This is a genomic window from Streptomyces rectiviolaceus, assembly GCF_039533825.1.
GTDB lineage: Bacteria > Actinomycetota > Actinomycetes > Streptomycetales > Streptomycetaceae > Streptomyces > Streptomyces rectiviolaceus.
In genome coordinates, this window is record NZ_BAAAUG010000012.1 from 49,207 (window position 1) to 72,142 (window position 22,936).

A 22,936-nucleotide genomic window follows, 5' to 3' on the forward strand; every position below is an offset into this window, starting at 1 on the left:
GGATGCCATGGACTTGCCGAGCGACAACCGACTGGCGGCTGCCGTCGTGGCGCACCGCGGGCGCGTGCTGCTCGTGCGGCGCAGTGAGACCGAGCGGTTCCTGCCCCGGGTGTGGGGCGTTCCCTGCGGAAAGCTGGAGCCGGGCGAGAGTCCGCTTGACGGCGTGCTGCGGGAGCTGAAGGAGGAGACCGGGCTGCTCGGCGAGGTGCTCCGCAAGGTCGGCGAGTCATCCTTCGTCAGCCGGTACCGCGGACACGACGTCAAGAACTGGCAGGACAACTTCCTGGTGCGGCCGCTGAGTCTCGAGGTGTCGCTGCCCCATCCCGACCAGGACCACCGGTGGCTCGCCCCGGCCGACCTCGGCACGGTCGAGATCGACGACTACAACCTGGACATCGTGCGGCAGGCGTTCACCGGCTGATCAGTTTCGCCAGTGACTCCAGCTCCGCCAGATACTCGTCCACCTCCATCGGCCGCTTGACGACCGCCTCCGCGCGGTCACCGGCGTCTGCGTTTGCTGAGTCCGCTGAACCCGCGAACACGTCCGTGTACCGCCGCCGGCCCGCCCCCGTCTCCAGGAACAGGGTCACCGCCGTCCCCGCCGAAGCGCACCACGCGCGGTGCAGGGCGTACGACGGCAGTCCATAGCCGCTGCCCGTGCCGTACTCCGCGGTCTGCGTGAGCCGCAGCCGCGCCGGGCCCGCCGGTTCCAGGAGCCAGTGGCCCTCCACGTCCGACAGGGACTCCCGGTACCAGGACGTCGCGATGCCGCTCTCACCCGGGTCCGCGGGGCCGCGCAGTGGCTCGTACAGCTCCATGCCGAGCTTGCCCCGCACCACGTAGGAGGCGAGCGGCGAGCGGTGGTTGTGGATGTCCTCGCGCCCCGCCGAGCGTGTGCCGGGGTGCCAGACGTGGGCGCGCAGCATGTGCCGCGGGCCGCCGTCGATCAGGAGCAGCTTGTCGAAGCCGAGGACATGGCGGTACGAGAGGCGCGCGCAGCCCGAGGGGGCGCCGACCCCCGTCGCCAGTTCGCGCACCAGGTCGGACAGCCGTTCGGGGGAGCCGAGTTCGGCGACGGCCGTGCGCGCCGCCCGCACCAACCGCTCCTCCGGAAGCGCCGCGTCCAGGGCCCCTTCGAGGAGACGCCGGGCCCTGTGGACGTGCCGACCACCCATGCGGTCACTCTCCCCCTCGGTCGCGAGCGCGCCGCCGGGGATCACCCACCCGGCTCATACATCCATACGGCATGTGCCCGCAGCGCCGAAAGCCCTTGATAGGTCATCCACATCGGGCGGCCGAGATCGTACCCGTCCCAGTTCCAGATCCCGTCGTCCTGCTGGCGCCACACCGCGCCGACCGCGCCGGTGACCAGCGCGTGCCACGCGTCCTCGTGGCCCTCCTCCGAAGCGATCTCCCAGGCGCTCGGCGTGAGCAGTGCCCGCATCATCCACGCAGCCGTGAAGTGCCGTACGGACAGCACCTCTTGGCGCCAGGAGTCCACCGGATGCGGGCGGCGCACCTCCTCCTGGGTGTTGCGCAGATCGGCGCAGTCCCCGTGCTCGGGCGCGGGGCAGGCGAGCAGCCAGCGGATGCCGTCCTCGCGGGCGGCGCGGGTGTTGCTGTCCTCGCCGAGCACGCGGGCCGCGCGGTCGAGGGCGACCACGGCCTGCGCGGTGTGCACCGCGGAGGGCCGGGTGACCGGGGCGCGCAGCGCAGGGCCCCAGCAGCGCCGGTGCTCACGCAGGGGATCGGTGACCGTCCGGTCGACCAGCTCGGCCCGCAGCCGTGCCAGGTCGGGGGAGTCCGGCGCCGCGCGCAGCAGGCCGCGCAGCATGGTGGTCACGACATGGGTCCTGCCGAGCCCGGAGGGTTCGATCTCCTCGGTGAACCGCGCCGCGCACCGCGCCGCCTCCTCCGCGAGCCGCCCCGGATCCGCGCCCGCACGCGCGAGCGCACCGAGCACCAGGGCGGTCACCTCGGGGCGGGCCGTCGCCCCCTGCGAGCGGGCGGCCCAGCCGCCGTCCGCGAGGCGCAGCCGCCACAGGGTCTCGACCAGCTCCGAAGCCCTCAACCTGCCGTCCGGCACACCGAGTTCGAGCACGATGTGCAGTCCGTACGCGGTGCCGGTCGGGGTGGGCCGCACCGGCAGCGTCTGCTCGTCCAGCGCGTGTGCCCAGCCGGTGAGCCGGCCGCTCTCCGGGGCGTCGACGGTGGCGAGTTCCGTGGTGAGCGTGGCATACGCGGCCGCGGCGAGCCGGGGGAACGGGCCGGGGGCGGGCACGGCCTGCGGCGCCCTCGGGGCGGGCTGCCGTGTGGTGTCGTCCGCGTCGGCCCTGGCCCGGATCAGCGCGGCGGCAAGCCAGGCGGCGACCCCCGTGCCGATGCCGCTGACCGCCGCGATTCCATAGCGGGCGGTGTCGCCGGAGATCGCGTCCGGCAACACGCCCACCAGGGACTGGAACACCGCGTAACCCGCGGCGGCGCAGCCGAAGCCGCCGAGCCAGCCCACGAACCGCCCGGGGCGCGAGTCGCCCGGCGGGGGAGGAGGGGTGGTCGGTGGCCTCAACGGACGGCGGCCAAGCCGCGGTTGTGACAAGGGGTGCTCCCTCCCCCCAAGGCGGCACGTGGTTCGACGGTGACCTCCAGTCTAGTGCTGAGTCACCGGAAAACCCCGGTCAGAGCGAGCTTCGCCCCGGCGGAGGTGCCACCGGCGGCGGCTCCTCCTCGGGTGTGGCCTCCCGGCGCGAGAAGGTGAACGCGAACTCGGCCGGGGCGGCGTGGAGTTCGTACCGCGGCAGAACCCCGGGCCCGCACGACTGCGATCCGATGCCGTGCTGCCCGTGGTCGAGATGGACCCACACCGTGTCACCGGGCGTGAGATCCGTGCGGTGCGCGGCCGCGTCGATCTGCTCGGTGGTCCAGCGGCGCGCCGTGAACCAGAAGGCGGGCTCGCCGACGACACGTACCCCCTCGCCGGTGAAGCCCGCCCGCAGCTCGGCCCAACGGACGTCCGCGCGGGCGCCGTTCTCCTGCGGGCGTACGTACGGGGTCTGCATCCGGTCGACCGGCATGAAGTGGCGGCCGATGCCGGACGCCGCCGCCGTGTCCGGATAGGCCTCGCCGTTGCCGCCGCCGAACCAGTGCGCGTAGCCGTACGCGGCAGGCAGCCCGAGCCGGATGCCGAGCCGGGGCAGCGGCACGGTCCACTCGCCCTCGGGCGTCACGGAGACCGTGAGGCGCAGCTGGGAGCCGTCGGACGTCCAGCGGTAGACGGTGCGCAGACCGATGTCACGCGCGGCGGGCGCCACGCGGGTGCGGACGGTGAGCGCGTCGTCCGTCAACTCGACGGCGTCGAGCCGGTGTTGCATGCGGTGCAGGCCGAGTTCGCGCCAGACGAGGCCGTTGCGCTGTCCGCCCTGCCAGGACGCCCCGTTGTCGTTGTCGGTGGGGGCGCGCCAGATGTCCAGGCGCGGGGCGCCGGGCAGGGGGATGCCGTTCAGGGTGCGCAGTTCGCCGGTGCGGGGGTCGAAGGTACCGGGGCCGAGCGTGATGAACTCAGCTCCCTGTGAAGGGCGTTCACCGGTGGCGGGGCGGACCGCGGGACGTGGGGTGACCGCGAACTGGGCCCGTGCGACGCCGTGGTCCAGCTTCGTCCAGTTCGTCTTGACGCCCACCATCGCCGTGAGGTGCAGGAAGGTCTCGGCGTCGCGGCTCGTGGGCGGCGGGTCCGGCAGCTTCAGGTCGACGGATTCACCGGGGCCGAGCCCCGGCGGCACGGCCAGCTCCCCGGCCTCGGACGCCGCCTCGTCGTCGACGTGGTAGGCCCACTCGAAGGACAGGTGGGACAGGTCCGCGAAATCGTGCAGATTGGTGATCCTGACCGTCCCCGCGTCCTCGTCGTACGCGAAACGCACCGGCTGGATGACCCGCTTGTACGCGTCGAGCCCCGGCGACGGCAGCCGGTCGGGGAAGACCAGGCCGTCGCAGACGAAGTTCCCGTCGTGCAGCTCCTCGCCGAAGTCGCCGCCGTAGGCGTAGCCGAACTCCGGGTGCTTGATGCCGTGGTCGATCCACTCCCAGATGAAGCCGCCCTGATTGCGCTCATGGGCGTCGAACAGCTCCTGATACTCGCTCAGGCCGCCGGGGCCGTTGCCCATCGCGTGCCCGTACTCGCAGAGGATGAAGGGGAGTTGGCGGCGCGACTCCGGGCCTTCGGTGTCCGCCCGGTGGCCGATGCGCTCCACCTCGGCATGGTCGGCGTACATGCGTGAGTACATGTCGGTGTCGGCACAGGACGGGTCACCCTCGTAGTGGATGAGGCGTCCCGTGTCCCGTGCGCGGATCCAGCGGGCCATGGCGGTCAGGCCGCGGCCCGTCCCGCACTCGTTGCCCAGGGACCAGATGATCACCGAGGCGTGGTTCTTGTCGCGCTCGACCATGCGGGCCGCGCGGTCCAGGAGGGCGGGCGTCCAGCGGTCGTCGTCGACGGGGTTGTCGCGCCACCCCTGCTCGGTGAAGCCGTGGGTCTCCAGGTCGCACTCGTCGATGACCCACAGGCCCAGCTCGTCGCAGAGGTCGAGGAAGGCGGGGTGCGGCGGATAGTGGCTGGTGCGGACCGCGTTGATGTTGTGCTGCTTCATCAGCAGGACGTCGGTGCGCATCGTGTCGCGATCGAGCGCCCGGCCCGTCTCCGGGTGGAACTCGTGCCGGTTCACGCCACGGAACAGGATCCGACGGCCGTTGACCTTGATGACCCCGTCCTCGACGGCGACCGTGCGGAAGCCGATCCGCAGCGGGACGCGCTCGCCCGCCGTGGCCAGGACGCCGTCGTAAAGGCGAGGCGTCTCGGCCGTCCAGGGCTCGACGGCCACCGTCACCGACTCGCCCGCCGCGACATCAACTCCCAGCTCGGGCACGGTGACCCGGCCGTCCACGTCCGAGTCGACGCGCAGCGTCCCCGTCCCCGAGCGATGGTCGTACGAGGCGTGCGTGAAGAAGTCGAGTGCGCAGCCCTCGGGGCGGTGCAGCAGGGTCACGTCACGGAAGATGCCCGGCAGCCACCACTGGTCCTGGTCCTCCAGGTATGAGCCGGAGGACCACTGGTGGACGCGGACCGCGAGGACGTTGCCCGACGGCTTCAGGAGGTGGCCGACCGCGAACTCGTGCGGAAGCCGCGAGCCCTTGAACTCGCCGAGCTCCGTGCCGTTCAGCCAGACGCGGGCGCAGGACTCGACGCCGTCGAAGCGGAGTGTGCCGCCACCGGTCGCGGGCCAGTCGTCCGGCAGGTCGAAGGTGCGCAGGTGGTCGCCGGTCGGGTTCTCGGTGGGCACGCGGGGCGGGTCGACCGGGAACGGATAGACCATGTTGGTGTAGATGGGCGCGCCGTGGCCCTGCATCACCCAGTGGCCGGGCACCGCCACGGTGTCCCAGGCCCCGGCGTCGTACCCGTCCGATGCGAAGGAGTCGTCGGCGGCGTCGGCGGTCGGGGAGAGGCGGAATCGCCAACTGCCGTTCAGGGAGAGGGAGGTGGCGTCCGACCGCGCGTACCACGCGCGGGGCGGGAGGCTGCCGGTGCCGGGGGATACGTCCTCAAGGTAGGGAAGCTCCATGGCCTCCATCAGACAGCGGGGAGGTGGGACGTCACAACACTCACGCGGCGGGGGTTGTTGGATTCTCGGCGGTGGGGTTGGACGAATGGAGCACGGGCTGCGGATTCCGTCGTACGCCACTGCCGCGTCGGTTGTAATTCGTTGAGGCATGGCATTTTCGACGCGATATCGGTAGCTTGCGGAGGCGTGACCACCAGCCAGCAGCAGAGCGGGACGCTCCCGCAGACCGAACGCACCCGCCACAGCCGCCTGCGCGAGCAAGGCAGCCTGGACCGCGCCGACCTCGAGGCGATCCTCGACGCGGGGTTCATCTGTCATCTCGGCGTCGTCGTCGACGGGCACCCCATGGTGGTGCCGACCGTCTACGGCCGTGACGACACCCAGCTGTATCTGCACGGCTCGGTCGCGAGCCGCAGCCTGGCAGCCGACCCCGGCGCGACGGTCTGCGTCACCGTCACCCACGTGGACGGCCTGATCCTGGCCCGCTCGGTCTTCGAGCACGGCGTCAACTACCGCAGCGCGATGATCTACGGCGTCCCCCGCAAGGTCACCGACCCGGACGAGAAACTGACGGGCCTGCGCCTGCTCACCGAGCACGCCACCCCCGGCCAGTGGGACTACGCCAGGCGTCCGAGCCGCAAGGAGCTCGCTGCCACGACACTGCTCGCCCTCTCCCTGGAGGAGGCCTCCGTCAAGACCAGCGTGGGCCCTCCGGACGACGGCGAAGGACCGGACGCGGAGCTCGGCGTCTGGGCCGGAAACCTTCCCCTCACGGCGAGTTGGGGCACCCCGGTCGCCGACCCGCTGCTCCCGCCCGGCATCGCGGTCCCGCCGCACATCGCCGGGCGCGGCGGGAGGGTCAGCGGAGCTTCAGTTCCCCGGAGATGACGCGCCGGGCCACCGTGTCGAGGGGCACGCCCAGGGTGTACGCCCGCGCCTTGATGAGCGCCAGGGCGTCGGCGACCGGACTGCCCGACTGCTCGGACAGCACGCCTGCGGCCTGATGGACCACGGCACGCAGATCCGCGCCGCCGTAGAGCCCGGGATCCGAGTCCGGGCCGATCAGGACGCCTTCCGCAAGCGCGGCGGCGACCCCGCGGAACTTGCCCGACCTCGCGAGGGCCGACGAGGAATCGAAGACGGTGAGCGCCCCTATGCAGTCCGACGACACCTTCAGCGGAAGCGCCGCCACGGAACGCAGACCGAGGGCGGCGAGCCCCGACCCGTAACCGGGCCAGCGCCTCTCCAGCGCGGCGCCCGACGCGTACACCGCCCGGCGTTCGCGGACCGCGTCACGGGCCGGGCCCTCGGTCAGGACGTACTCCAGATCCTGGGCGCCCCGCGAGGGCCGGTCCGAAGCGGCGACCGCGAGCTGGCTCAGGTCCGCCGCGACGAGCGTCAGCGCGGCACTGCGCGTCCCACAGGCCTCCGCGACCGAGGCCATGAACAAGGGGCGGCTCTCGCCCCGCGCCTGCGCGGGCCGGGACCTGTCGCGGCCCGCCGCCCACTCCGTCACCCGGCGGGCGTAGGACTCCTGGAGCCGGGCCGTGGTGAGATGCCGGTCCGCGACCGCGCGGTGGCGCCGGGCCATCGCGGCGTGCAACTCGCGGCCGCTCTCCGCGTACAGCCGCTCGTGCCGCTCGGCGCTCGCCGTCTCCCGCGCCGCACGCTGGTTCGCCCGGATCGCACGCTGCCAGGCGGCATCGGCCTGGCCGCCCACCGGCAGCGAACTGCCTTCCATGGCGCTCATGTTCACCAGAATACGGCTCGCCCGGTCAACTGCCGCCGGTATCGGCGGGGTCTTCCATCAGGAGGACGACGCCTCCGTTGTGTCCGTCGAACGGAGAGCACACGACCGAACAGTCGATGGTCCGTCCGATGCGGTTCACGGCGGGGATCACCACGGGGCCCGACCGCTTGCCCGACGCGACGCACTCCCGCACGACCTCGCGCAGGACGTCGGTCGGCAGTCCGAAGTCCAGCTCGAAGAACGGCTCACCCAGGACCTCGTCGGCGCGCAGCCCCCACAGATCCGCCGCGCCGCGATTCCAGCTCCTGGCCCGCAGATCGGCGGACAGCACGACAACACCGGCCGCGATGCTGCTCATCACGCCCTCCAGGAAGGCCCGCGCCTCGTCCAGGTCCGTCGAGCGCAACCGCATCTCGTCGTTCATGGTCTCGAGCTCTTCGTTGCCGGACCGGAGCTCTTCGTTGGTGGTCTCCAGCTCCTCGTTCGTGGACTGGAGCTCTTCGTTGGTGGTCTCCAGCTCCTCGATGCTCGACTGGAGTTCCTCGTTGGTGGTCTCCAGCTCCTCATTGGTGGACTGGAGTTCCTCGTACGCGGTCTCCAGGTCCTCGCGTACGCGCTTCACCTCGGCCTTCAGCTGCATGGCCAGCGTGACGTCCGTGAAGGTGACGTTGGTGGCGACCGGAAGGCCGGGGCCGCTCGCGATCGGCTGGACGACGATGTCGAAGTACTGGATCTCGTTGCCGACGCGCCGCTCGGCGCCGTTCACCCGCAGGGTCCGGCGCTCATGGGTGGCCTGGTCGATCAGGGAGCGGAGCTCGGCGGGCCGGTAGGAGATCTCCAGGTCCTGGAAGGGGCGTCCCACGTCATGGGTCGTGAGACCGAACTGGGACCGCGCCTCGTTGTTGATCATCACCAGGATGCCGTCGCCGTCCAGGGCGACGGCGGCGCCCGGAGCCGCGTCGAGGATCAGGTCCCGCAGCTGGCGCGTGCGCGTGGCGGCCTGCGCCTCGATGCCCACACCGGGCCTGATCTTCGCGGGGATCGCGGGGTACGGAGTGGCGCTGCCGCCGGGCCGGCGCCGGAAGACGCGCTGGCGGATGTTGACCGCCTCGAACCGCTCGCCGTCGCTCAGGAGCATCTCCGCCTTGCCGAGGAAGAGATAGCGGCCCTCGCGCAGGGCGAAGTGGAAGCGGTCGACGATCTGGGCCTGCGCCTCGACGTTGAAGTACATCAGCGTGTTGCGGCAGACGAGGAGGTCCAGGCGGGAGATCGGGGCGTCGCGGGTGATGTCGTGGCGGCCGAAGATCACCCGGCGGCGCAGGTCGGGGCGGAAGACGTAGTGGTCGCCGTGCCGCTCGAAGTACTTGTCACGCAGCTCCACCGCGAGCGATTCGAGGTTCCGCGCCGGGTACTGTCCTGCGCGGGCGTCACGCAGCGCCTCCTCGTCGACGTCCGTGGCGTAGATCTTGACGCGGTTCAGGCTCTCCTCGATGCCGAGGGCCTCCGCGAAGACGATGGCCAGTGAGTACGCCTCCTCACCGCTGGAGCAGCCCGCGCTCCACACCCGGATCTCGTCGTCGGCGCCCAGCCCCGAGATCAGCTCGGGCACCACCTCACGCTGGAGGAGCTCCCAGGCGTCCGGGTCGCGGAACATCGAGGTGACGTTGATCAGGATCGTGTTGAAGAGCGTGCGGAACTCGACGGTGTCGGTCTCGAGCAGATCGCGGTAGTCGGCGTAGTCACCCGTGCCGACGTCCTCCATCCGCTTGCGGATGCGGCGACCGAGGGTGGACCGCTTGTAACCGGTGAAGTCGAAGCCGCGCGCGTCGCGGATGAAGCAGAGCAGGTCCTCAAGACCCTGATCGACGGCCGGGGCGGGCGCGCTCCCGGGATGCTCCGAGGCCCCCGGCTCGGCGCCATGCCCTGTCCCCGCTTCGGGCGACTCGCTCATCACTGCCTCTTGTCCTCGACCAGTCCGCGGACGGCCGCGGCGATTTCCTCGATACGGAGTACGAAATCCACGGCTCCGGTCTCGACCGCCGCCTGGGGCATCCCCGCGAACTGCGCGGTCCGCGGGTCCTCGGCGATCACCGTGCCGCCGCGCGACTTGACCGCCTCCACGCCCATCGCGCCGTCCACGCCGGTACCGGTGATCACGCAGGCGAGGGCCCGCGATCCGTACGCTCCGGCGACCGACTCGAAGAGCAGGTCGGCCGAGGGACGCACGAAGTTCACGACCTCACTGTTCGACAGCGTGACCACGCCCTCCGGCCCCGCGAGGAGATGCCGGTCGGGCGGCGCCAGATACACGGTCCCCGGCTCGACGCGCTCCTGGTCCTGCGCCAGCTTCACGGAGAGCTCCGTGCGCCGGGCGAGGACCTCCGCGAGGAGCGTGCGATGGCGCGGATCCAGGTGCTGGACCACGAGGACCGGCACCGGCAGATCGGGTCCGAGCCCGCCCAGGATCTCGCCGAGGCCCTGCACACCGCCGGCGGACGCCGCGAAAGCCACGACGGCGTACGGCCCCGATGCGCGCTGTTCCGACCTCACACCGTCGAGACTAGCCGCTGGTGGTCCGATCGGTGCCGTGGCGCAGGGCGGCGCGGCACTCACCCTTGTCGCCGCCCGGGCCATCTGCTTGACTCCGCCCGCCAGAACGCCAGATCGCCATCTCACCGGCGGAGGTCGCCATGGACATCACCCGCAGACGCTTGCTGTCCGCCCTGTCGGCCGCCGGTCTCCTGGCGGTGATCCCCGCGCTGCCCGTGAGCGCCGCCGAGGCCGCGGCGGACAGCGCGCGCCTCCTGGCCAACACCGTCGGGATCTTCGCGGGGACCACCGAGTCCAACGCGCGCCCCGAGACAGCCGCCAAACTCACCGCGATCGACAGGACCGCGCGGACGAACCTGAAGTCCATGGACGACGCGGGCGAGGGCGAGCTCTTCGCGGGACTGGTGCTCGGCACCGACGACGCCAACCTCAACACGGCCTTCAAGCGGCTGTACGAGATCGCCCTCGCCACCCGCACGCCGGGCACCCCCTCCGACCTTTACGGCGACACCGCTGTCCAGCGCCGCGTCATCGACGGCCTGGGATGGCTGCACGAGCGCTACTACGGCGACCAGTCCAAGGGCTACTACGGCAACTGGTTCAACTGGGAGATCGGCATCTCCCAGCACGTCAGCAAGACCCTCGCCCTCCTCGTCGACGAGGTGCGGACCTACAAGCCCGGCCTCATCACCACGTACGTCGCCTCGATGGACGCCTACCTGCGCAACGGCACCGACGGGGATGTGAACCTCGACTCGCGCTTCCACACCGGCGCCAACCTCGCCGACATCACCACCAACCGCATCCTGCAGGGCGCTCTCATCGGCGCGGGCGGCGAGGCCCGTATCCGCAAGGCCCTCACCGACCAGCTGACGGTCTTCGTCACCATCGACCCCTACCGCCTGAACCACGGCGTGACGGACGGCTACTACGCCGACGGCTCCTTCATCCAGCACGCCTCCGTCGCGTACACCGGCTCGTACGGAAAAGGCCTGCTCACCCGGGTCGTGCAGACCCTCAAGATCCTCGACGGCACGGGCTTCGCACACGGCGAGGAACTGGTGCCGACCGTCCAGCGGTGGGTGCGCGACGGCTTCGCGCCGCTCATCTTCGAGGGCTGGATGATGGAGATCGTCAAGGGGCGCGCGGTGTCGCGTCCTGACGGCGGCTACGTCGACGTAGCGGTCGTCGTCGAGGCCGTCGTCGACCTCTCCTCCCTCTCCACCGGCGCCGATGCCACCGCCCTGAAGAGCTATGTGAAGCACATCCGGTCGACCTCGCGCGCCGCGCTCGACCCGACAGGATTCGTCTCGCCGGTCAGCATCGTGCGCTACGCCGACATCATCGGCGACGCCTCCGTCCCGCCCGCGGACCTCAACCCCGCCTCGCGCAGCGTCGCCTTCAACGCCATGGACAAGAACGTCCACCGCAGACCGGGCTACGCCTTCGCGCTCGCGCGCAGCTCCGACCGGATCAGCAAGTACGAGTACATGAGCGGCGAGAACCTCATGCCGTGGTTCCAGGGCGACGGCGCGTACTACCTCTACCTCTCCGGCCAGGACCAGACACAGGCGTACGGAGTCGACTACTTCACCACGGTCTCGCCGTACGGCCTCGCGGGCGTCACCGCGCCGGTCGAGCTGCGCAGGACGGTCCCGGAGCTGTACGGGAAGCCGTACTACGACAACCCGGGCCACCCCCTGAACTTCACTTCGTCCTCCGAGTCGCAGAACAAGTACGTCTACTTCCCGCGCGGCACCAACCAGCACTCCGGGGGCGCCGTCCTGGGCGCGTACGGCGCGGTCGGGGCCGTGCAGTCCAGTGATGCCGCCTTCCACGACCGGGAGTTGCTGCCGGACGACTTCGTCGTCCACCGCAACGCGACGGCGACGAAGTCGTGGTTCCTGCTCGACGAGGAGATCGTGGTGCTCGCGGCGGGCGTGGGCGACGGCGCGGGGCGGGCCGTGACGACGACGGTCGACGCCAGGACCGCGGCGCCGGACGACCAGGTCTCCGTCACGGGGGAGCTGCGCGACGGCCGCCCGTGGACCGGCGCGGGCACGGGCGACCTCCGGTGGCTGCGGTACGCCAACGCCACGCGGCGCACCTCCGTCGGCTACGTATTCCTGGACACCCCGAAGGTGCGGGTCGCCCTGGACAAGGTCACCCGCAGCCGCCGGGTCGTCCGCACCGCGAACCCGGACACCGCGGTGACGCGCACGGTGCTCGGCGTGACGGTGGACGGGGCGGCCGGGGCCCGGCCCGTCTCCCTGGCCTACGCGCTGGTGCCGAACGCGGGCGAGGCGGGGCTGAGGTCGTACCGGGGCGGGCAGCCCCTGAAGGTCCTCGCGAACACGGTGCGGCTGCAGGCGGTCAGCCACGCGGGCCTCGGCCTGACCGCCGCGAACAGCTTCACCGCCGGACACCATGAGGCCGCGGGGATGCGGATCGAGGGCCCCGCATCGGTGCTCGTACGGCGCGAGCGGCGCGGCCCCACCACCGTGGCCGTGTCCGATCCGACGATGGACCGCGACAGGGTCGGCGTGCTGCTCCGGGGCCGTTCCCTGCGGGTGGTGACGGCCGACGAGGGGGTGCGCGTGAGCCGGGTCCACGGCGGGACCCGGATCGACGTCGACACCCACCACGCGTACGGACGGAGCTTCACGGTGACGCTGCGCGGTTAGCCTCAGCTGGGGCGTTGTCGCTGGTGTGCGGCATGATGCCGGGATGAGTGATCCACGGGGGCAGTACCGGTGGTGTCCTTCACCAACCAGTGTGTCCTGACGCTGCTGTTGCGCGGCAGCGTCGGGAAGCTGCTCCTCGGTGTCCGCGTGATGCGCGCCGCCGACGCGGGCCGCCCGGGCCCGGTCCGCGCCGTGCACCGCTGGACTGCGCTCCGTACGCCGCAAGGACCTCGCCGCCTGGCAGCGGGGCCACTGAGCCCGCCCGGTCCCTTCAGGAGTCGTCGACGGTGAGGGTGACGGCCTGCACCGGGCAGGCCCGCACGGCCTCGCGCACCAAGGGATCGCCGCCGCCGTCCTCGCGGCCGGGAAGCACCTCGCTGAAGCCGTCGTCGTCCTGGGTGAAGACGCTCGGAGCGGTGAGCGCGCACATGCCCGCGCCCACGCACCGCTCCTGTTCCACATGGACCCGCACGCTCATCTCCTCCATCTCCTACCAAACGACGGGGAGTTCGAGCATCCCCTGGATCGTGTCGCCGGGCTTGAACGGAATCTCCCGCGCGGGCACCGCGAGGCGCAGCTCCGGCATCCGCGCGAAGAGCGTCCGCAGGGCGATGTCGATCTCGGCGCGGGCGAGGTTCTGCCCGAGGCACTGGTGAATGCCGAACCCGAAGGCGATGTGGTGGCGGTCGGCACGGTGGAAGTCCAGTTCCTCCGGCGCCTCGTAGGCCGTGCCGTCGCGGTTGATGAGGGAGGTGGAGAAGATGACGCCGTCGTCCGCGCGGATGGTGCTGCCGGCGACGTCGATGTCCTCCTTCGCCACCCGCAGCAGTCCGTCCGCGATGGACAGGAAGCGCAGCAACTCCTCGACGGCAGCGGGCATCAGCGTCTGCTCGGCGCGCAGTTCGGCGAGCCGCTCCGGGTGCTGGAGCAGGGTGAACGTACCCAGGGAGATCATGTTCGCCGTGGTCTCGTGCCCCGCGACCAGCAGGATCGTCGCCAGGCTGACCAGTTCCTCGCGGTCGAGCGCACCCTCGGAGAGCTGCCGGTGGATCAGCTCGTCGAGGAGCCCGTCGCCCGGCTCCCGCTGCTTGCGTTCGATCAACGCGTAGAAGTAGGCGTCCAGTTCGTCCTGTGCCCGCTCGATGTCCTCGGCGCGGGGGCCGCGCAGCAGCCGGCGTGAGCGCTCCTCGAAGAACTCGTGGTCGGCGTAAGGGACACCGAGGAGGGCGCAGATCACCATGGACGGAACCGGCAGCGCGAACGCGCCGACCAGCTCGGCCGGTGACCCCTGTGCGGCCATGGCGTCGAGGAGCCCGTCGACCGTCTCCTGGATGCGGGGGCGCAGCGCGGCGATCCGCTTGACCGAGAAGCTGGGGATCAGCATGCGGCGCTGCTTGTTGTGCAGGGGATCGTCGACGCCGAGCAGGGCGAGGCGGCGGTTGCGCACCTTCGCGAAGCGCTCGGTCGGCGCGGGGAACGCCTCGTTCTCGCGATCGGTGGAGAGGCGCGGGTCGATGAGCAGGTCACGGGCCGTCCCCTGTCCGGTGACCACCCAGACGGAACGTCCGTCGAACAGCTGGACCCGGGAGAGCGGCCGGGCCTCGCGGAGCGGCTCGTACGACTTCGGCGGGTGGTAGGGACACGTACGGTCCTGCGGGAAGGCGACTGGTTCGGACACGGCCGCTTCGGGCGTGAGCGGTTGGGACGCGACTGATTCCGTCATGGACTTACCTCACAAGCGGAGGGGCTCCCTTTACCTGTCCCATTGGATGCCTGGGGCATCTAGTTGGTCCACGGCAAGACAAGCCAGATAACTCCCTTTTCGGCGGGCGAATCTGGCCGGAATCATCCCCTCCGGACCGCCCGGGGCGTCGTGCCCCACCAGCGTCGGCAGCAGCGGTTCAGGGCCGACTGCTCGGAGAGGCCGAGGAGCAGGGCGACTTGGCCCAGGGGGAGGTCGGTGCCGGTGAGATAGCGATGGGCGGCGCTGCGCCGCTCCTCGTCGATGACCTCGGCGAAGGTCGTACCCGCGGCGCGCAGCCTGCGCTGAAGGGTCCGTGGGTGGACGTTCAGCAGGCGCGCCACGGTCCCTATCTCGGGCGGCGAGGTGCCGAGCGAGCGCCCGACGACGGCGCGGACGCCGCTGACGATGTCCGTCCGCTCCCTGGGCAGTTGCTCGTCGAGGTACGCGAGCGCGAGGCGGCGCAGATGCGCGTTGCCGCCGCCGAGCGGCCGGTCGGCGAGGCTGAGCGGGACACGCAGCAGGGCCGCGGGACGGTCCGCCTTCACGGGTACGCCGAAGAAGTCCTCGTACACCGACAGCGGGGCGAGCAGCGGATGCGGCAGCTCGACCGAGCCGAGGCCGTACGGACCGACCAGGTAGACGATGGCGCGGTGCATGAACCCCAGGGAGAGGTCGATGCCCTGGGGTGGCGCCTCGACTCCGTCGCGCACGCCGTAGCGCAGGGCAGCGACCCCGGGAGTGCCGTACGGATCCGGCTCCAGACTGAGGCTCAGGGAGCGCGCGTGGACGAACAAATAGCGCGTGGTGCACTCCATGGCGTCTCCGAGGGTCTCGGAGTTCTGGATGGCGAGCGCCAGGGCGCCGAGCATGCCCAAGTCCTGCCGGGTCGCGATGCGCAGGCCGAGATCAGGACAGCCGAGATCCTCGGCTGCCAGCTCAAGTACCGTGGCCATCGCCTCCTCGGGCACCAGGAGGTCGTCCCCGTCGAGAGCGCCCGTGGGGCAGCCCGCCTGCCGGGCGTACGCCTCGGCGTCGCCGCCGAGCTCCGCCACCGTGGCGCGGAAACCGCGCAGCCCCGCCGATCTGATCACGGACATGTCGTCCAGGGTCAAAGATCTGTCGTCCCGGGTCAATTCCTTCCGGGTGTGCTTCCGGACACTGAAGGAATGACGTACTCCGCAGACGCAGACCCAAGGACCGCCGCCCCCGCCGCACCGGCTGACCCGGCCGAGCACATCGATGCCGAGCACATCGACGTCGTGATCGTGGGCGCCGGTCTCTCCGGCGTCGGTGCCGCCTACCGGCTGCAGACCGAGTGCCCCGAGCGCTCGTACGCGATCATCGAGGCGCGGCAGTCCATGGGCGGGACCTGGGACCTGTTCCGCTACCCGGGAGTGCGTTCGGACTCCGACATGTTCACGCTCGGCTACGCCTTCAAGCCCTGGCGCGACTCGAAGGTGCTCGCCGACGGCCGGTCCATCCTGGGCTACATCAAGGAGACGGCGGCGGAGTTCGGCATCGACCGCCGGATCCGCTACGGCACCAAGGTCGTCGGCGCCGACTGGTCCACCGCGACGGCCCGCTGGACCGTGACGCTGGAGCGCACCGAGCAGGACGGCAGCCGCACCCTGACCACCGTCACCTGCGACTTCCTGTACTCCTGCGCGGGCTACTACAACTACGACCAGGGGCACGCCCCGGAGTTCGCCGGCGTCGACTCCTTCACCGGCACGGTCGTGCACCCGCAGTTCTGGCCCGAGGACCTGGACCACGCGGACAAGCGCGTGGTCGTCATCGGCAGCGGCGCCACCGCCGTCACGCTGGTGCCCGCGATGGCACGGAGCGCCGCGCACGTCACCATGCTGCAGCGCACCCCGACCTGGATCGGCTCGCTGCCCTCGCGGGACAGGCTGGCCGACGGCATCCGCGCCGTACTGCCCGCGAACGCGGCCCACCGGGTCGTACGGACGAAGAACATCCTCTTCACCATCGGGCTCTACCAGTTCTGCCGGCGCAGCCCGAAGGCCGCGCGGAAGCTGCTCACCGGCCTCAACAAGCGCATCGTCAAGGACGACCAGCTCGTCGCCGACCACCTCACTCCGTCCTACGACCCGTGGGACCAGCGGCTGTGCGCGGTGCCCGACGCCGATCTCTTCGAGGTCCTGAAGACGGGCGCCGCCGAGATGGTCACCGACCACATCGACCGCTTCGTCCCCGAGGGCATCCGGCTGAAGTCCGGCCGCGTCCTCGAGGCCGACGTGGTCGTGACCGCCACCGGGCTCCAACTGCTCGCCTTCGGCGGCATCTCCCCGCGCGTCGACGGCCAACCGGTCGAGCTGAACCGGCAGTTCGTGTGGCGCGGCGCGATGATGACCGGCGTCCCGAACTTCGCGGTCTGCATCGGCTACACCAACGCCTCCTGGACGCTGCGCGCCGACCTCACGTCGCGCCTTGTGTGCAAGGTGCTCAACCACATGCGCGAGAACGACTACGCGGCGGTGGAACCGAGGCCGACCAGCACCCTGAACGAACGCCCGCTGCTCGACCTGGCCTCCGGCTACGTCCAGCGCTCCATCGACGCCTTCCCCCGGCAGGGCGACCGCGGCCCCTGGAAGGTCCGGCAGAACTACGTGCTCGACGCCGCGTCGACGATGCGCACCAACCTGCGCAAGACGCTCGCGCCCACACCGCTGTCCGCCGTGCGCCGGGCCCGCGCGGCGGCCGTCGCTCGCCCGGTCGCTGCCGGGCGGGAAAAGAGCTGGCGCTCCGCCTGAGCCCGAAGCTAGGGTTCCTTGTGTTCGTCCGGCAGCCGATCGGCTGCCGGTGCAGGCTGAGTGTGATCCAGGAGGTGTGACCGATGGCTGCCGTTGAGATGGGCGCTGCCCGCATCGCGAAGTCCGTTCATTCCACCTCCGTGGCCACCGGCTGACCTACCTCTCTTCCACGCGCCAGTGCGCGCGTGCGCCGGGGCCACCCTGTGAAGGGTCACCCCTTGTCTTCCTCTGCATCTCCGCAGCCTTCTTCTCCGTCTTCTTCGGCTTCTCCGTCTTCTTCGCACGCTCTCGCGCCCTACGGTTGGGACGAGAACTGGGAGGCCGATTTCACCCCGTACGCGGCGCAGGGTCTGCTGCCCGGCCGTGTCCTGCGCGTCGACCGCGGTCAGTGCGACGTCATCACCCCGGTCGGCACAGTGCGTGCCGACACCGAGTTCGTCGTGCCCCGCGACCCGATGAAGGTCGTGTGCACGGGGGACTGGGTCGCCGTCGACCCCGAAGGCGGCGATCCGCGGTACGTCCGTACGCTGCTGCCGCGCCGCACCGCCTTCGTGCGCTCCACCTCCTCCAAGCGGTCCGAGGGGCAGATCCTCGCGGCCAACGTCGACCACGCGATCATCGCGGTCTCGCTCGCCGTCGAGCTCGACCTCGGCCGGATCGAGCGCTTCCTGGCCCTGGCCTGGGAGTCCGGGGCCCAGCCGCTGGTCGTCCTCACCAAGGCCGACCTGGTCCCGGACGCCACGGGCCTGTCCTACCTCGTCGAGGACGTGGAGACGACGGCTCCCGGCGTCCAGGTGCTCCCGGTCAGCGCCACCACCGGGGAAGGCGTCGACATCCTGTGCGCCGTTGTCTCCGGCGGTACGTCCGTCCTGCTCGGCCAGTCCGGAGCGGGCAAGTCGACGCTGGCCAACGCGCTGGTCGGCGAGGACGTCATGCACGTCAACGCCGCCCGTGACGTGGACGGCAAGGGCCGCCACACCACGACGACCCGCAACCTCCTCGTGCTCCCCGCCGGTGGTGTCCTCATCGACACACCGGGCCTGCGGGGCGTCGGCCTCTTCGACGCCGGGAACGGCGTCGGCCAGGTCTTCTCCGAGATCGAGGAGCTCGCGGCCGACTGCCGCTTCCACGACTGCGCCCACACCGCAGAGCCCGGCTGCGCGGTGCTCGCGGCCGTGGAGGACGGCACGCTCCCCGACCGCCGCCTCGACAGCTACCGCAAGCTGATCCGCGAGAACCAGCGCATCGTCGCCAAGACGGACGCGAAGCTCCGGGCCGACATGCGGCGCATGTGGAAGCTGCGGGGCGCGGAGGGCAAGGCGGCCATGGAGGCCAAGCGGGGCCGGATCCGCTAGGCAGCGGCAGCGTCGCGGGGGTGCTCGGGCGCCCCCGCAACGCGGTGTCCGAATTCCGCCAGCCGAAGTGCGGGCGAGGGCGCAGACTGGAAGACGTGATCGATGAAGAGACCAGGTACGAGGCGGTTCGCAGCCGCGACGCGCGCTTCGACGGTGAGTTCTTCTTCGCCGTCGAGACCACCGGCATCTACTGCCGGCCCAGCTGCCCCGCCGTCACCCCGAAGCGCAAGAACGTCCGCTACTACACCACAGCGGCCGGCGCCCAGGGCTCCGGATTCCGGGCCTGCCGGCGCTGCCGCCCGGACGCCGTGCCGGGGTCCGCGGAGTGGAACGTACGCGCGGACGTCGTAGGCCGCGCCATGCGCATGATCGGTGACGGTGTCGTCGACCGCGAGGGCGTCTCCGGTCTCGCCGTGCGGCTCGGCTACAGCTCGCGGCAGGTGCAGCGCCAGCTCACCGCCGAGCTGGGCGCGGGGCCCGTCGCCCTCGCGCGGGCCCAACGGGCGCACACCGCACGGGTGTTGTTGCAGACCACAGGTCTGCCGATCACGGAGATCGCGTTCGCCGCTGGGTTCGCCAGCGTGCGGCAGTTCAACGACACGATCCGGGCGGTGTACGCCCTGACGCCCACCGCGCTGCGTGGCGCCGCGCCGCGTGGCGGGGGCGCGGGACGGGCCACTCCCGCCGCCGGGGTGCCGCTGCGGCTCGCCTACCGCGGGGCCTACCAGTGCGGTGCCGTCTTCGACCTGCTCTCCGATGAGGCCGTCGCCGGGATCGAGCAGGTCAGCGGGGAGCGGGGCGGTCGGACCTACCGGCGTACGTTGCGGCTTCCGTACGGCACGGGGATCGTGGCCGTCGAGGAGAGCGACCACGGTGCCGGTGGCTGGCTGGACGCCCGGCTCCACCTGACCGACCTCCGTGACCTCACGACCGCCGTGCAGCGGTTGCGGCGCCTCTTCGACCTCGACGCGGATCCGTACGCCGTCGACGAGCGGCTCGGCGCGGATGCGCGGCTGGCTCCGCTGGTCGCCGCGGCCCCCGGCCTGCGGTCGCCGGGCGCGGCGGACCCCGATGAGTTCGCGGTGCGGGCGCTGGTGGGGAGTGGGGCGGCGTCGCTGCTCGTGGACCGGTACGGGAAGACGCTGGACGCGCCGTGCGGGTCCCTCACCCATGTCTTCCCCGAGCCGGGAGCGCTTGCCGGGGAGCCGGGGCCCTTGGGGGAGCTGGCTGCTGCGCTCGCCGATGGACGGGTGCGGTTGGACGCGGGGGCGGACCGGGAGGACGCGGAGGCGGGGCTCTTGGCTTTGGAGGGGGTGGATGCGGGGGTTGTGGCGGTTGTTCGGATGCGGGCTCTGGGGGACCCGGATGTGGGGCTGCCCGGGGTGGGGGCGCCTGATGCGTGGCGGCCTTGGCGGTCTTACGGGGTCCGGCATGTGCTGGCGGCGGGCTAGGGACTCGTTCCCCAACCCCGCCCCTTCCCGAAAACCCGCTCGGCGCGGGGGCCTTGGTTGCCGTCATCACCGGCTTCGCCGAGTTCGTCCTCAAACGCCGGACGGGCTGGATTTCCAGCCCGTCCGGCGTTTGAGGACATCTTGTTCGGGGTCTGGGGCGGAGCCCCAGGTAGGTCCGGGGCGCAGGCACGGTTTTCGGGAAGGGGTGGGGTTGGGGAAAATTACTGCTCCAGCCCCCAGCTATGGATCCGCCGAGGATGAATCCGGATCAGCTCCTCACTGAAGTGAGGGCCCAACTCATGGGGACCCGTGAGGAGTTCGGCATCGCCGCGGATGTCGACCCCCCGCACCTTCCACGGCCGCTCACTCACGATGTCGTCCACGACCAGTGACACCTTCGGATTCCCCTGGAGGTTGCGCCACTTCTTGGTGGTGCCCAGCGCGTACCCGCCGATCAGAATCGTCCCGTCGTCCTGCGGGAAGAACCCGACAGGATTGGCCTGCGGCTGCCCCGTCGCGTCGACGCTCGCCATCCGGCCCAGACGCTGGGACTTGAGGTACGCCCGCTCGGCCTCGCTGAATTCGGTCATGGCGCGAGCCTAAGCCGCGGGCAGGCCCCACCGCGGTGCCTCCTCGTTCGGTTCGACCGGAGCGATCCGCAGATCCGGCCGGTCACCCTTGGCGGTGATCAGCGCCGACTCGCCCCGCCCGAGGGCGATCCTGACGGCGCCTCCGCCTCCGCCTCCGCCTCCGCCCCCGCCCTCGCCCACATCCTCGTACGACAGATGGCGCCCACGCCCGTCCCGCACGTCGATCGCCCCCGCGATGCCGTGCCGCACGACGCACGGCGCCCCCGCCTCGCTCACGAGCCGTACCCACCGGGTCGCCCCGCCCTCCCGCACCGCGCTGAGCAGGAACGCCCCCTGCGTACGGAAGTCGTGCACCGTGAGGTCCGCCCATGCCGACGGCAGCGCGGGGAAGACGCGGATGACGTCGCCCCAGGACTGGCAGACCATGTCGTGCAGGGACTGCGCGGCGGAGAGCGGGGTCTCGATGACCGGGCCCGACTCCTTGTACATGGTGTTGGGCTGGATGAAGCGAGACATCAGCTGCCCGAGGTACTTCAGTGCGTCCTCGCCCTTGCCGAGCAGTGCCGACATGGACGCCGCGCCCGTGAACGTGTAGCCCTGCAACGCGCCCTCGAAGCCGACCCAGTGGGCCAAGGACCGCTCGATCAGGGCGCGTTCGTCCGCCGTGCGCCCCGTCACCTCGTACAGCGGGTACACCGCGAGCATGTGGGAGTAGTGGCGGTGCGACTTCGCGAAGGGGATGTCCACGCCGATCATGTAGCCGTTCGCGTCGGTCGGGTACGCGGCCAGTCTGCTGCCGACCTCCCGCCATCGTGGCGCCAACTTGTCGTCCACGCCCAGGATTTCAGCGACGTCAAGGAGTGTGCGGCAGCCCCACTTCAGCAGCATCAAGTCGTAGTTGCAGTCGCGCGAGTTGCCGCCGTACTCGGGCGAGTACGTCGCGGGGAGGTGCAGCTTGCCGTCCGCGCCCGGCTCCAGGAAGTGCAGGTAGTAGGTGACCGCCTTCCGCAGGAGAGGGAAGAGGACGTCTCGCAGGATCGACTCGTCCATGGTGTGGCGGTAGCTCAGCCAGACGTTGTGCAGCGCCCAAGTGAGGTTGCCCACCTCGGGAGTCGGCGGGTCCTGGCCGGGGATTCCGACTCCGTAGCCGCCGTCCGTCACCGACGCGCCGTTCACCAGGGACGGGTCCGTGGTGCGCGGGATGCCGAGGGAGTCGGCGCGGTAGGGGGCCGCCATCTCCTTGGTGAGGTTGGACCGGAATTCGCTCAACGCGCGTGTGACGGCGTCCAGTTCGATGTGGTTGGAGCCGTGGATCAGCCAGTACTCCAGCTGAACGTTCAGGTTCCACCAGGTGTTGGGCCATGGCGTCGGTTCGAGCCAGGGGCCGCAGGTCGCCATCACCGGGGCGTCGCGGCGGGCGGCGGCCGCCGTCTTGTAGAGCTGGATCCAGTAGAAGCGCTGCATCCGGGCGTCGGGCAGCGACAGGAAGCTCTTGCGGTAGTACGCGTGCCACCAGACCCGGTGCGACCTCGCGAGCCCGTCGTACGAGAGGCCCGCCGCACCCCGCACCGTCCGCACCGCGCGGTCGCGTGCCGTCGTCCTCGGGTGCGAGTGCGCCACGTTCACGTACAGCGTCCGGGTCTCGCCCCGCGTCCGCTCCCGCCACGCGGTGACGTGCTGCCCGCCCGCGAGCAGCGGCTGTACGGCGGCCGTCACGCCGTCGTACTCCTTGATCCCGGCGGGCGGGTTGCCCGCGTATCCCTCCGGCAGCGGCTTGAATGCGGCGCGCGGGCTGATCGCCTCCGCCGGGTGGAACACCCAGCGGAAGCCGCGCTCGCCCGCGCTCGCGGTGACCTCGACGGCGAGGACGGAGCGCGTGTCGTGCACCAGCGCGCGGAGCTTCAGGGTGCCCTTGTCCGTGGTGAGGGTGCCCGTCAGCTCGGCGTCGCGCAGCCGCAGCCGCCAGTCGATGCCGGTGATCCTGCCGACGGGTTCCAGGGTGAAGTGGCCGATCGGCAGGCGTGCGAGGCCGAAGAGGGAGCCGAACTCGGGGCGGTGGTCCTGTACCTCGGAGTGCTGGATGTTGAAGCGCAGCGCCGTGGTCTCGCCGCCCGGCTGGGTGCTCGGTTCGGCGTAGATCCCCGAGCCGAGGAAGCCGTTGCCGAGGTAAGGGCCCTCGTACCAGGTCTTCGGCAGCTTCTGCCAGACCAGGTCGGCGTCGTCGAGGACGGTGCGCCAGGGGTCGCCGGGGGCGCTCACCTCCGCTGCCTCCGCTGTCTCCCGGGAGGCGGCGGTGGCCTGAGCGGGCAGGCCACCGGCTATCAGCGCGCCGCCGACCGCCGGTCCGGTGGCGAGCACGGTTCTTCTGGACGGTTTTGGCATCGCATCTCCCGAGTCATCGGAGCTTTACCTCGCTGAAAGCTAGAGAG

The 22,936-nt window shown here is 71.1% G+C and carries 17 protein-coding genes; 6 read left to right on the forward strand and 11 right to left on the reverse strand.

The window, feature by feature from the left end; genetic code table 11:
* The first annotated feature begins 7 nt into the window (after positions 1-7).
* Positions 8-421: an NUDIX hydrolase gene (locus ABD378_RS02585; RefSeq protein ID WP_344518640.1), complete on the forward strand. Its 414-nt coding sequence runs from the start codon at positions 8-10 to the stop codon at positions 419-421.
* On the opposite strand, the gene ABD378_RS02590 is transcribed toward ABD378_RS02585, so the two are convergent.
* The 3 genes from ABD378_RS02590 to ABD378_RS02600 form a co-directional block, all read right to left on the reverse strand.
* The gene (locus ABD378_RS02590) at positions 411-1,175 is read right to left on the reverse strand and encodes a hypothetical protein (protein WP_344518641.1); all 765 of its coding nucleotides are present in this window, start codon (positions 1,173-1,175) and stop codon (positions 411-413) included. The two genes, ABD378_RS02585 and ABD378_RS02590, sit on opposite strands and share 11 nt — an antisense overlap.
* 41 nt (positions 1,176-1,216) lie before the next feature.
* Positions 1,217-2,596 carry a hypothetical protein gene (locus ABD378_RS02595; protein WP_344518642.1) on the reverse strand — a complete coding sequence of 460 codons (1,380 nt, stop codon included), beginning with the start codon at positions 2,594-2,596 and terminating at the stop codon, positions 1,217-1,219.
* A 79-nt stretch (positions 2,597-2,675) separates the two neighbouring features.
* Entirely contained in the window at positions 2,676-5,609 is a 2,934-nt protein-coding gene (locus ABD378_RS02600) for a glycoside hydrolase family 2 TIM barrel-domain containing protein (protein WP_344518643.1), read from the reverse strand.
* Between the two features lie 186 nt (positions 5,610-5,795).
* Between ABD378_RS02600 and ABD378_RS02605 the strand changes: the two genes are divergently transcribed.
* A complete protein-coding gene (locus ABD378_RS02605; RefSeq protein WP_344518644.1) occupies positions 5,796-6,497 on the forward strand; it encodes a pyridoxamine 5'-phosphate oxidase family protein in 702 nt (233 codons plus the stop codon).
* Here ABD378_RS02605 and ABD378_RS02610 read toward each other — a convergent pair.
* The 3 genes from ABD378_RS02610 to ABD378_RS02620 are packed head-to-tail and all read right to left on the reverse strand — an operon-like array spanning position 6,469 to position 9,909.
* Positions 6,469-7,359 (reverse strand): GAF and ANTAR domain-containing protein, encoded by an 891-nt coding sequence (locus ABD378_RS02610; protein WP_344518645.1) that lies wholly within the window; start codon positions 7,357-7,359, stop codon positions 6,469-6,471. The two genes, ABD378_RS02605 and ABD378_RS02610, sit on opposite strands and share 29 nt — an antisense overlap.
* 25 nt (positions 7,360-7,384) lie before the next feature.
* Complete coding sequence (locus ABD378_RS02615) at positions 7,385-9,310, reverse strand: CheR family methyltransferase (RefSeq protein WP_344518646.1); 1,926 nt, start codon at positions 9,308-9,310, stop codon at positions 7,385-7,387.
* Positions 9,310-9,909 (reverse strand): chemotaxis protein CheB, encoded by a 600-nt coding sequence (locus ABD378_RS02620; RefSeq protein WP_344518647.1) that lies wholly within the window; start codon positions 9,907-9,909, stop codon positions 9,310-9,312. The genes ABD378_RS02615 and ABD378_RS02620 overlap by 1 nt, the downstream gene beginning before the upstream one ends.
* 140 nt (positions 9,910-10,049) lie before the next feature.
* On the opposite strand from ABD378_RS02620, the gene ABD378_RS02625 reads away from it, so the two are divergent.
* A complete protein-coding gene (locus ABD378_RS02625; protein WP_344518649.1) occupies positions 10,050-12,593 on the forward strand; it encodes a polysaccharide lyase family 8 super-sandwich domain-containing protein in 2,544 nt (847 codons plus the stop codon).
* Positions 12,594-12,864: 271 nt separating this feature from the next.
* On the opposite strand, the gene ABD378_RS02630 is transcribed toward ABD378_RS02625, so the two are convergent.
* The 3 genes from ABD378_RS02630 to ABD378_RS02640 all read right to left on the reverse strand — a co-directional run bounded on the left by ABD378_RS02630 (position 12,865) and on the right by ABD378_RS02640 (position 15,434).
* A complete protein-coding gene (locus tag ABD378_RS02630; protein WP_386546638.1) occupies positions 12,865-13,071 on the reverse strand; it encodes a ferredoxin in 207 nt (68 codons plus the stop codon).
* A 12-nt stretch (positions 13,072-13,083) separates the two neighbouring features.
* Positions 13,084-14,316, reverse strand: a complete 1,233-nt coding sequence (locus tag ABD378_RS02635) for a cytochrome P450 (protein ID WP_344518650.1) — start codon at positions 14,314-14,316, stop codon at positions 13,084-13,086.
* Positions 14,317-14,438: 122 nt separating this feature from the next.
* A complete protein-coding gene (locus tag ABD378_RS02640) occupies positions 14,439-15,434 on the reverse strand; it encodes an AraC family transcriptional regulator (RefSeq protein WP_344518651.1) in 996 nt (331 codons plus the stop codon).
* Between the two features lie 69 nt (positions 15,435-15,503).
* Between ABD378_RS02640 and ABD378_RS02645 the strand changes: the two genes are divergently transcribed.
* The 3 genes from ABD378_RS02645 to ABD378_RS02655 all read left to right on the forward strand — a co-directional run bounded on the left by ABD378_RS02645 (position 15,504) and on the right by ABD378_RS02655 (position 19,917).
* Entirely contained in the window at positions 15,504-17,111 is a 1,608-nt protein-coding gene (locus ABD378_RS02645; RefSeq protein WP_344518652.1) for a flavin-containing monooxygenase, read from the forward strand.
* A 218-nt stretch (positions 17,112-17,329) separates the two neighbouring features.
* Entirely contained in the window at positions 17,330-18,466 is a 1,137-nt protein-coding gene (gene rsgA, locus ABD378_RS02650; protein WP_344518654.1) for a ribosome small subunit-dependent GTPase A, read from the forward strand.
* Between the two features lie 98 nt (positions 18,467-18,564).
* Positions 18,565-19,917, forward strand: coding sequence for an AlkA N-terminal domain-containing protein (locus tag ABD378_RS02655; protein WP_344518665.1), 1,353 nt, complete (start codon positions 18,565-18,567; stop codon positions 19,915-19,917).
* A gap of 221 nt (positions 19,918-20,138) precedes the next feature.
* Here the strand turns inward: ABD378_RS02655 and ABD378_RS02660 are convergent, their stop codons facing one another.
* On the reverse strand, positions 20,139-20,507 hold the full coding sequence (locus ABD378_RS02660; RefSeq protein ID WP_344518655.1) for a PPOX class F420-dependent oxidoreductase: 369 nt from the start codon (positions 20,505-20,507) through the stop codon (positions 20,139-20,141).
* Positions 20,508-20,516: 9 nt separating this feature from the next.
* Complete coding sequence (locus ABD378_RS02665; protein ID WP_344518656.1) at positions 20,517-22,889, reverse strand: glycosyl hydrolase family 95 catalytic domain-containing protein; 2,373 nt, start codon at positions 22,887-22,889, stop codon at positions 20,517-20,519.
* Between the last annotated feature and the right edge of the window lie 47 nt (positions 22,890-22,936).

Excerpts from the sequence above, each read along its gene's own strand:
- ABD378_RS02615 (WP_344518646.1), bottom strand. The coding sequence starts at position 9,310 with ATGAGCGAGTCGCCCGAAGCGGGGACAGGGCATGGCGCCGAGCCGGGG.
- ABD378_RS02630 (WP_386546638.1), bottom strand. The coding sequence starts at position 13,071 with ATGAGCGTGCGGGTCCATGTGGAACAGGAGCGGTGCGTGGGCGCGGGC.
- ABD378_RS02590 (WP_344518641.1), bottom strand. The coding sequence starts at position 1,175 with ATGGGTGGTCGGCACGTCCACAGGGCCCGGCGTCTCCTCGAAGGGGCC.
- ABD378_RS02640 (WP_344518651.1), bottom strand. The coding sequence starts at position 15,434 with ATGTCCGTGATCAGATCGGCGGGGCTGCGCGGTTTCCGCGCCACGGTG.
- ABD378_RS02665 (WP_344518656.1), bottom strand. The coding sequence starts at position 22,889 with ATGCCAAAACCGTCCAGAAGAACCGTGCTCGCCACCGGACCGGCGGTC.
- ABD378_RS02635 (WP_344518650.1), bottom strand. The coding sequence starts at position 14,316 with ATGACGGAATCAGTCGCGTCCCAACCGCTCACGCCCGAAGCGGCCGTG.
- ABD378_RS02610 (WP_344518645.1), bottom strand. The coding sequence starts at position 7,359 with ATGAGCGCCATGGAAGGCAGTTCGCTGCCGGTGGGCGGCCAGGCCGAT.
- ABD378_RS02625 (WP_344518649.1), top strand. The coding sequence starts at position 10,050 with ATGGACATCACCCGCAGACGCTTGCTGTCCGCCCTGTCGGCCGCCGGT.
- ABD378_RS02600 (WP_344518643.1), bottom strand. The coding sequence starts at position 5,609 with ATGGAGCTTCCCTACCTTGAGGACGTATCCCCCGGCACCGGCAGCCTC.
- ABD378_RS02585 (WP_344518640.1), top strand. The coding sequence starts at position 8 with ATGGACTTGCCGAGCGACAACCGACTGGCGGCTGCCGTCGTGGCGCAC.
- ABD378_RS02660 (WP_344518655.1), bottom strand. The coding sequence starts at position 20,507 with ATGACCGAATTCAGCGAGGCCGAGCGGGCGTACCTCAAGTCCCAGCGT.
- ABD378_RS02645 (WP_344518652.1), top strand. The coding sequence starts at position 15,504 with ATGACGTACTCCGCAGACGCAGACCCAAGGACCGCCGCCCCCGCCGCA.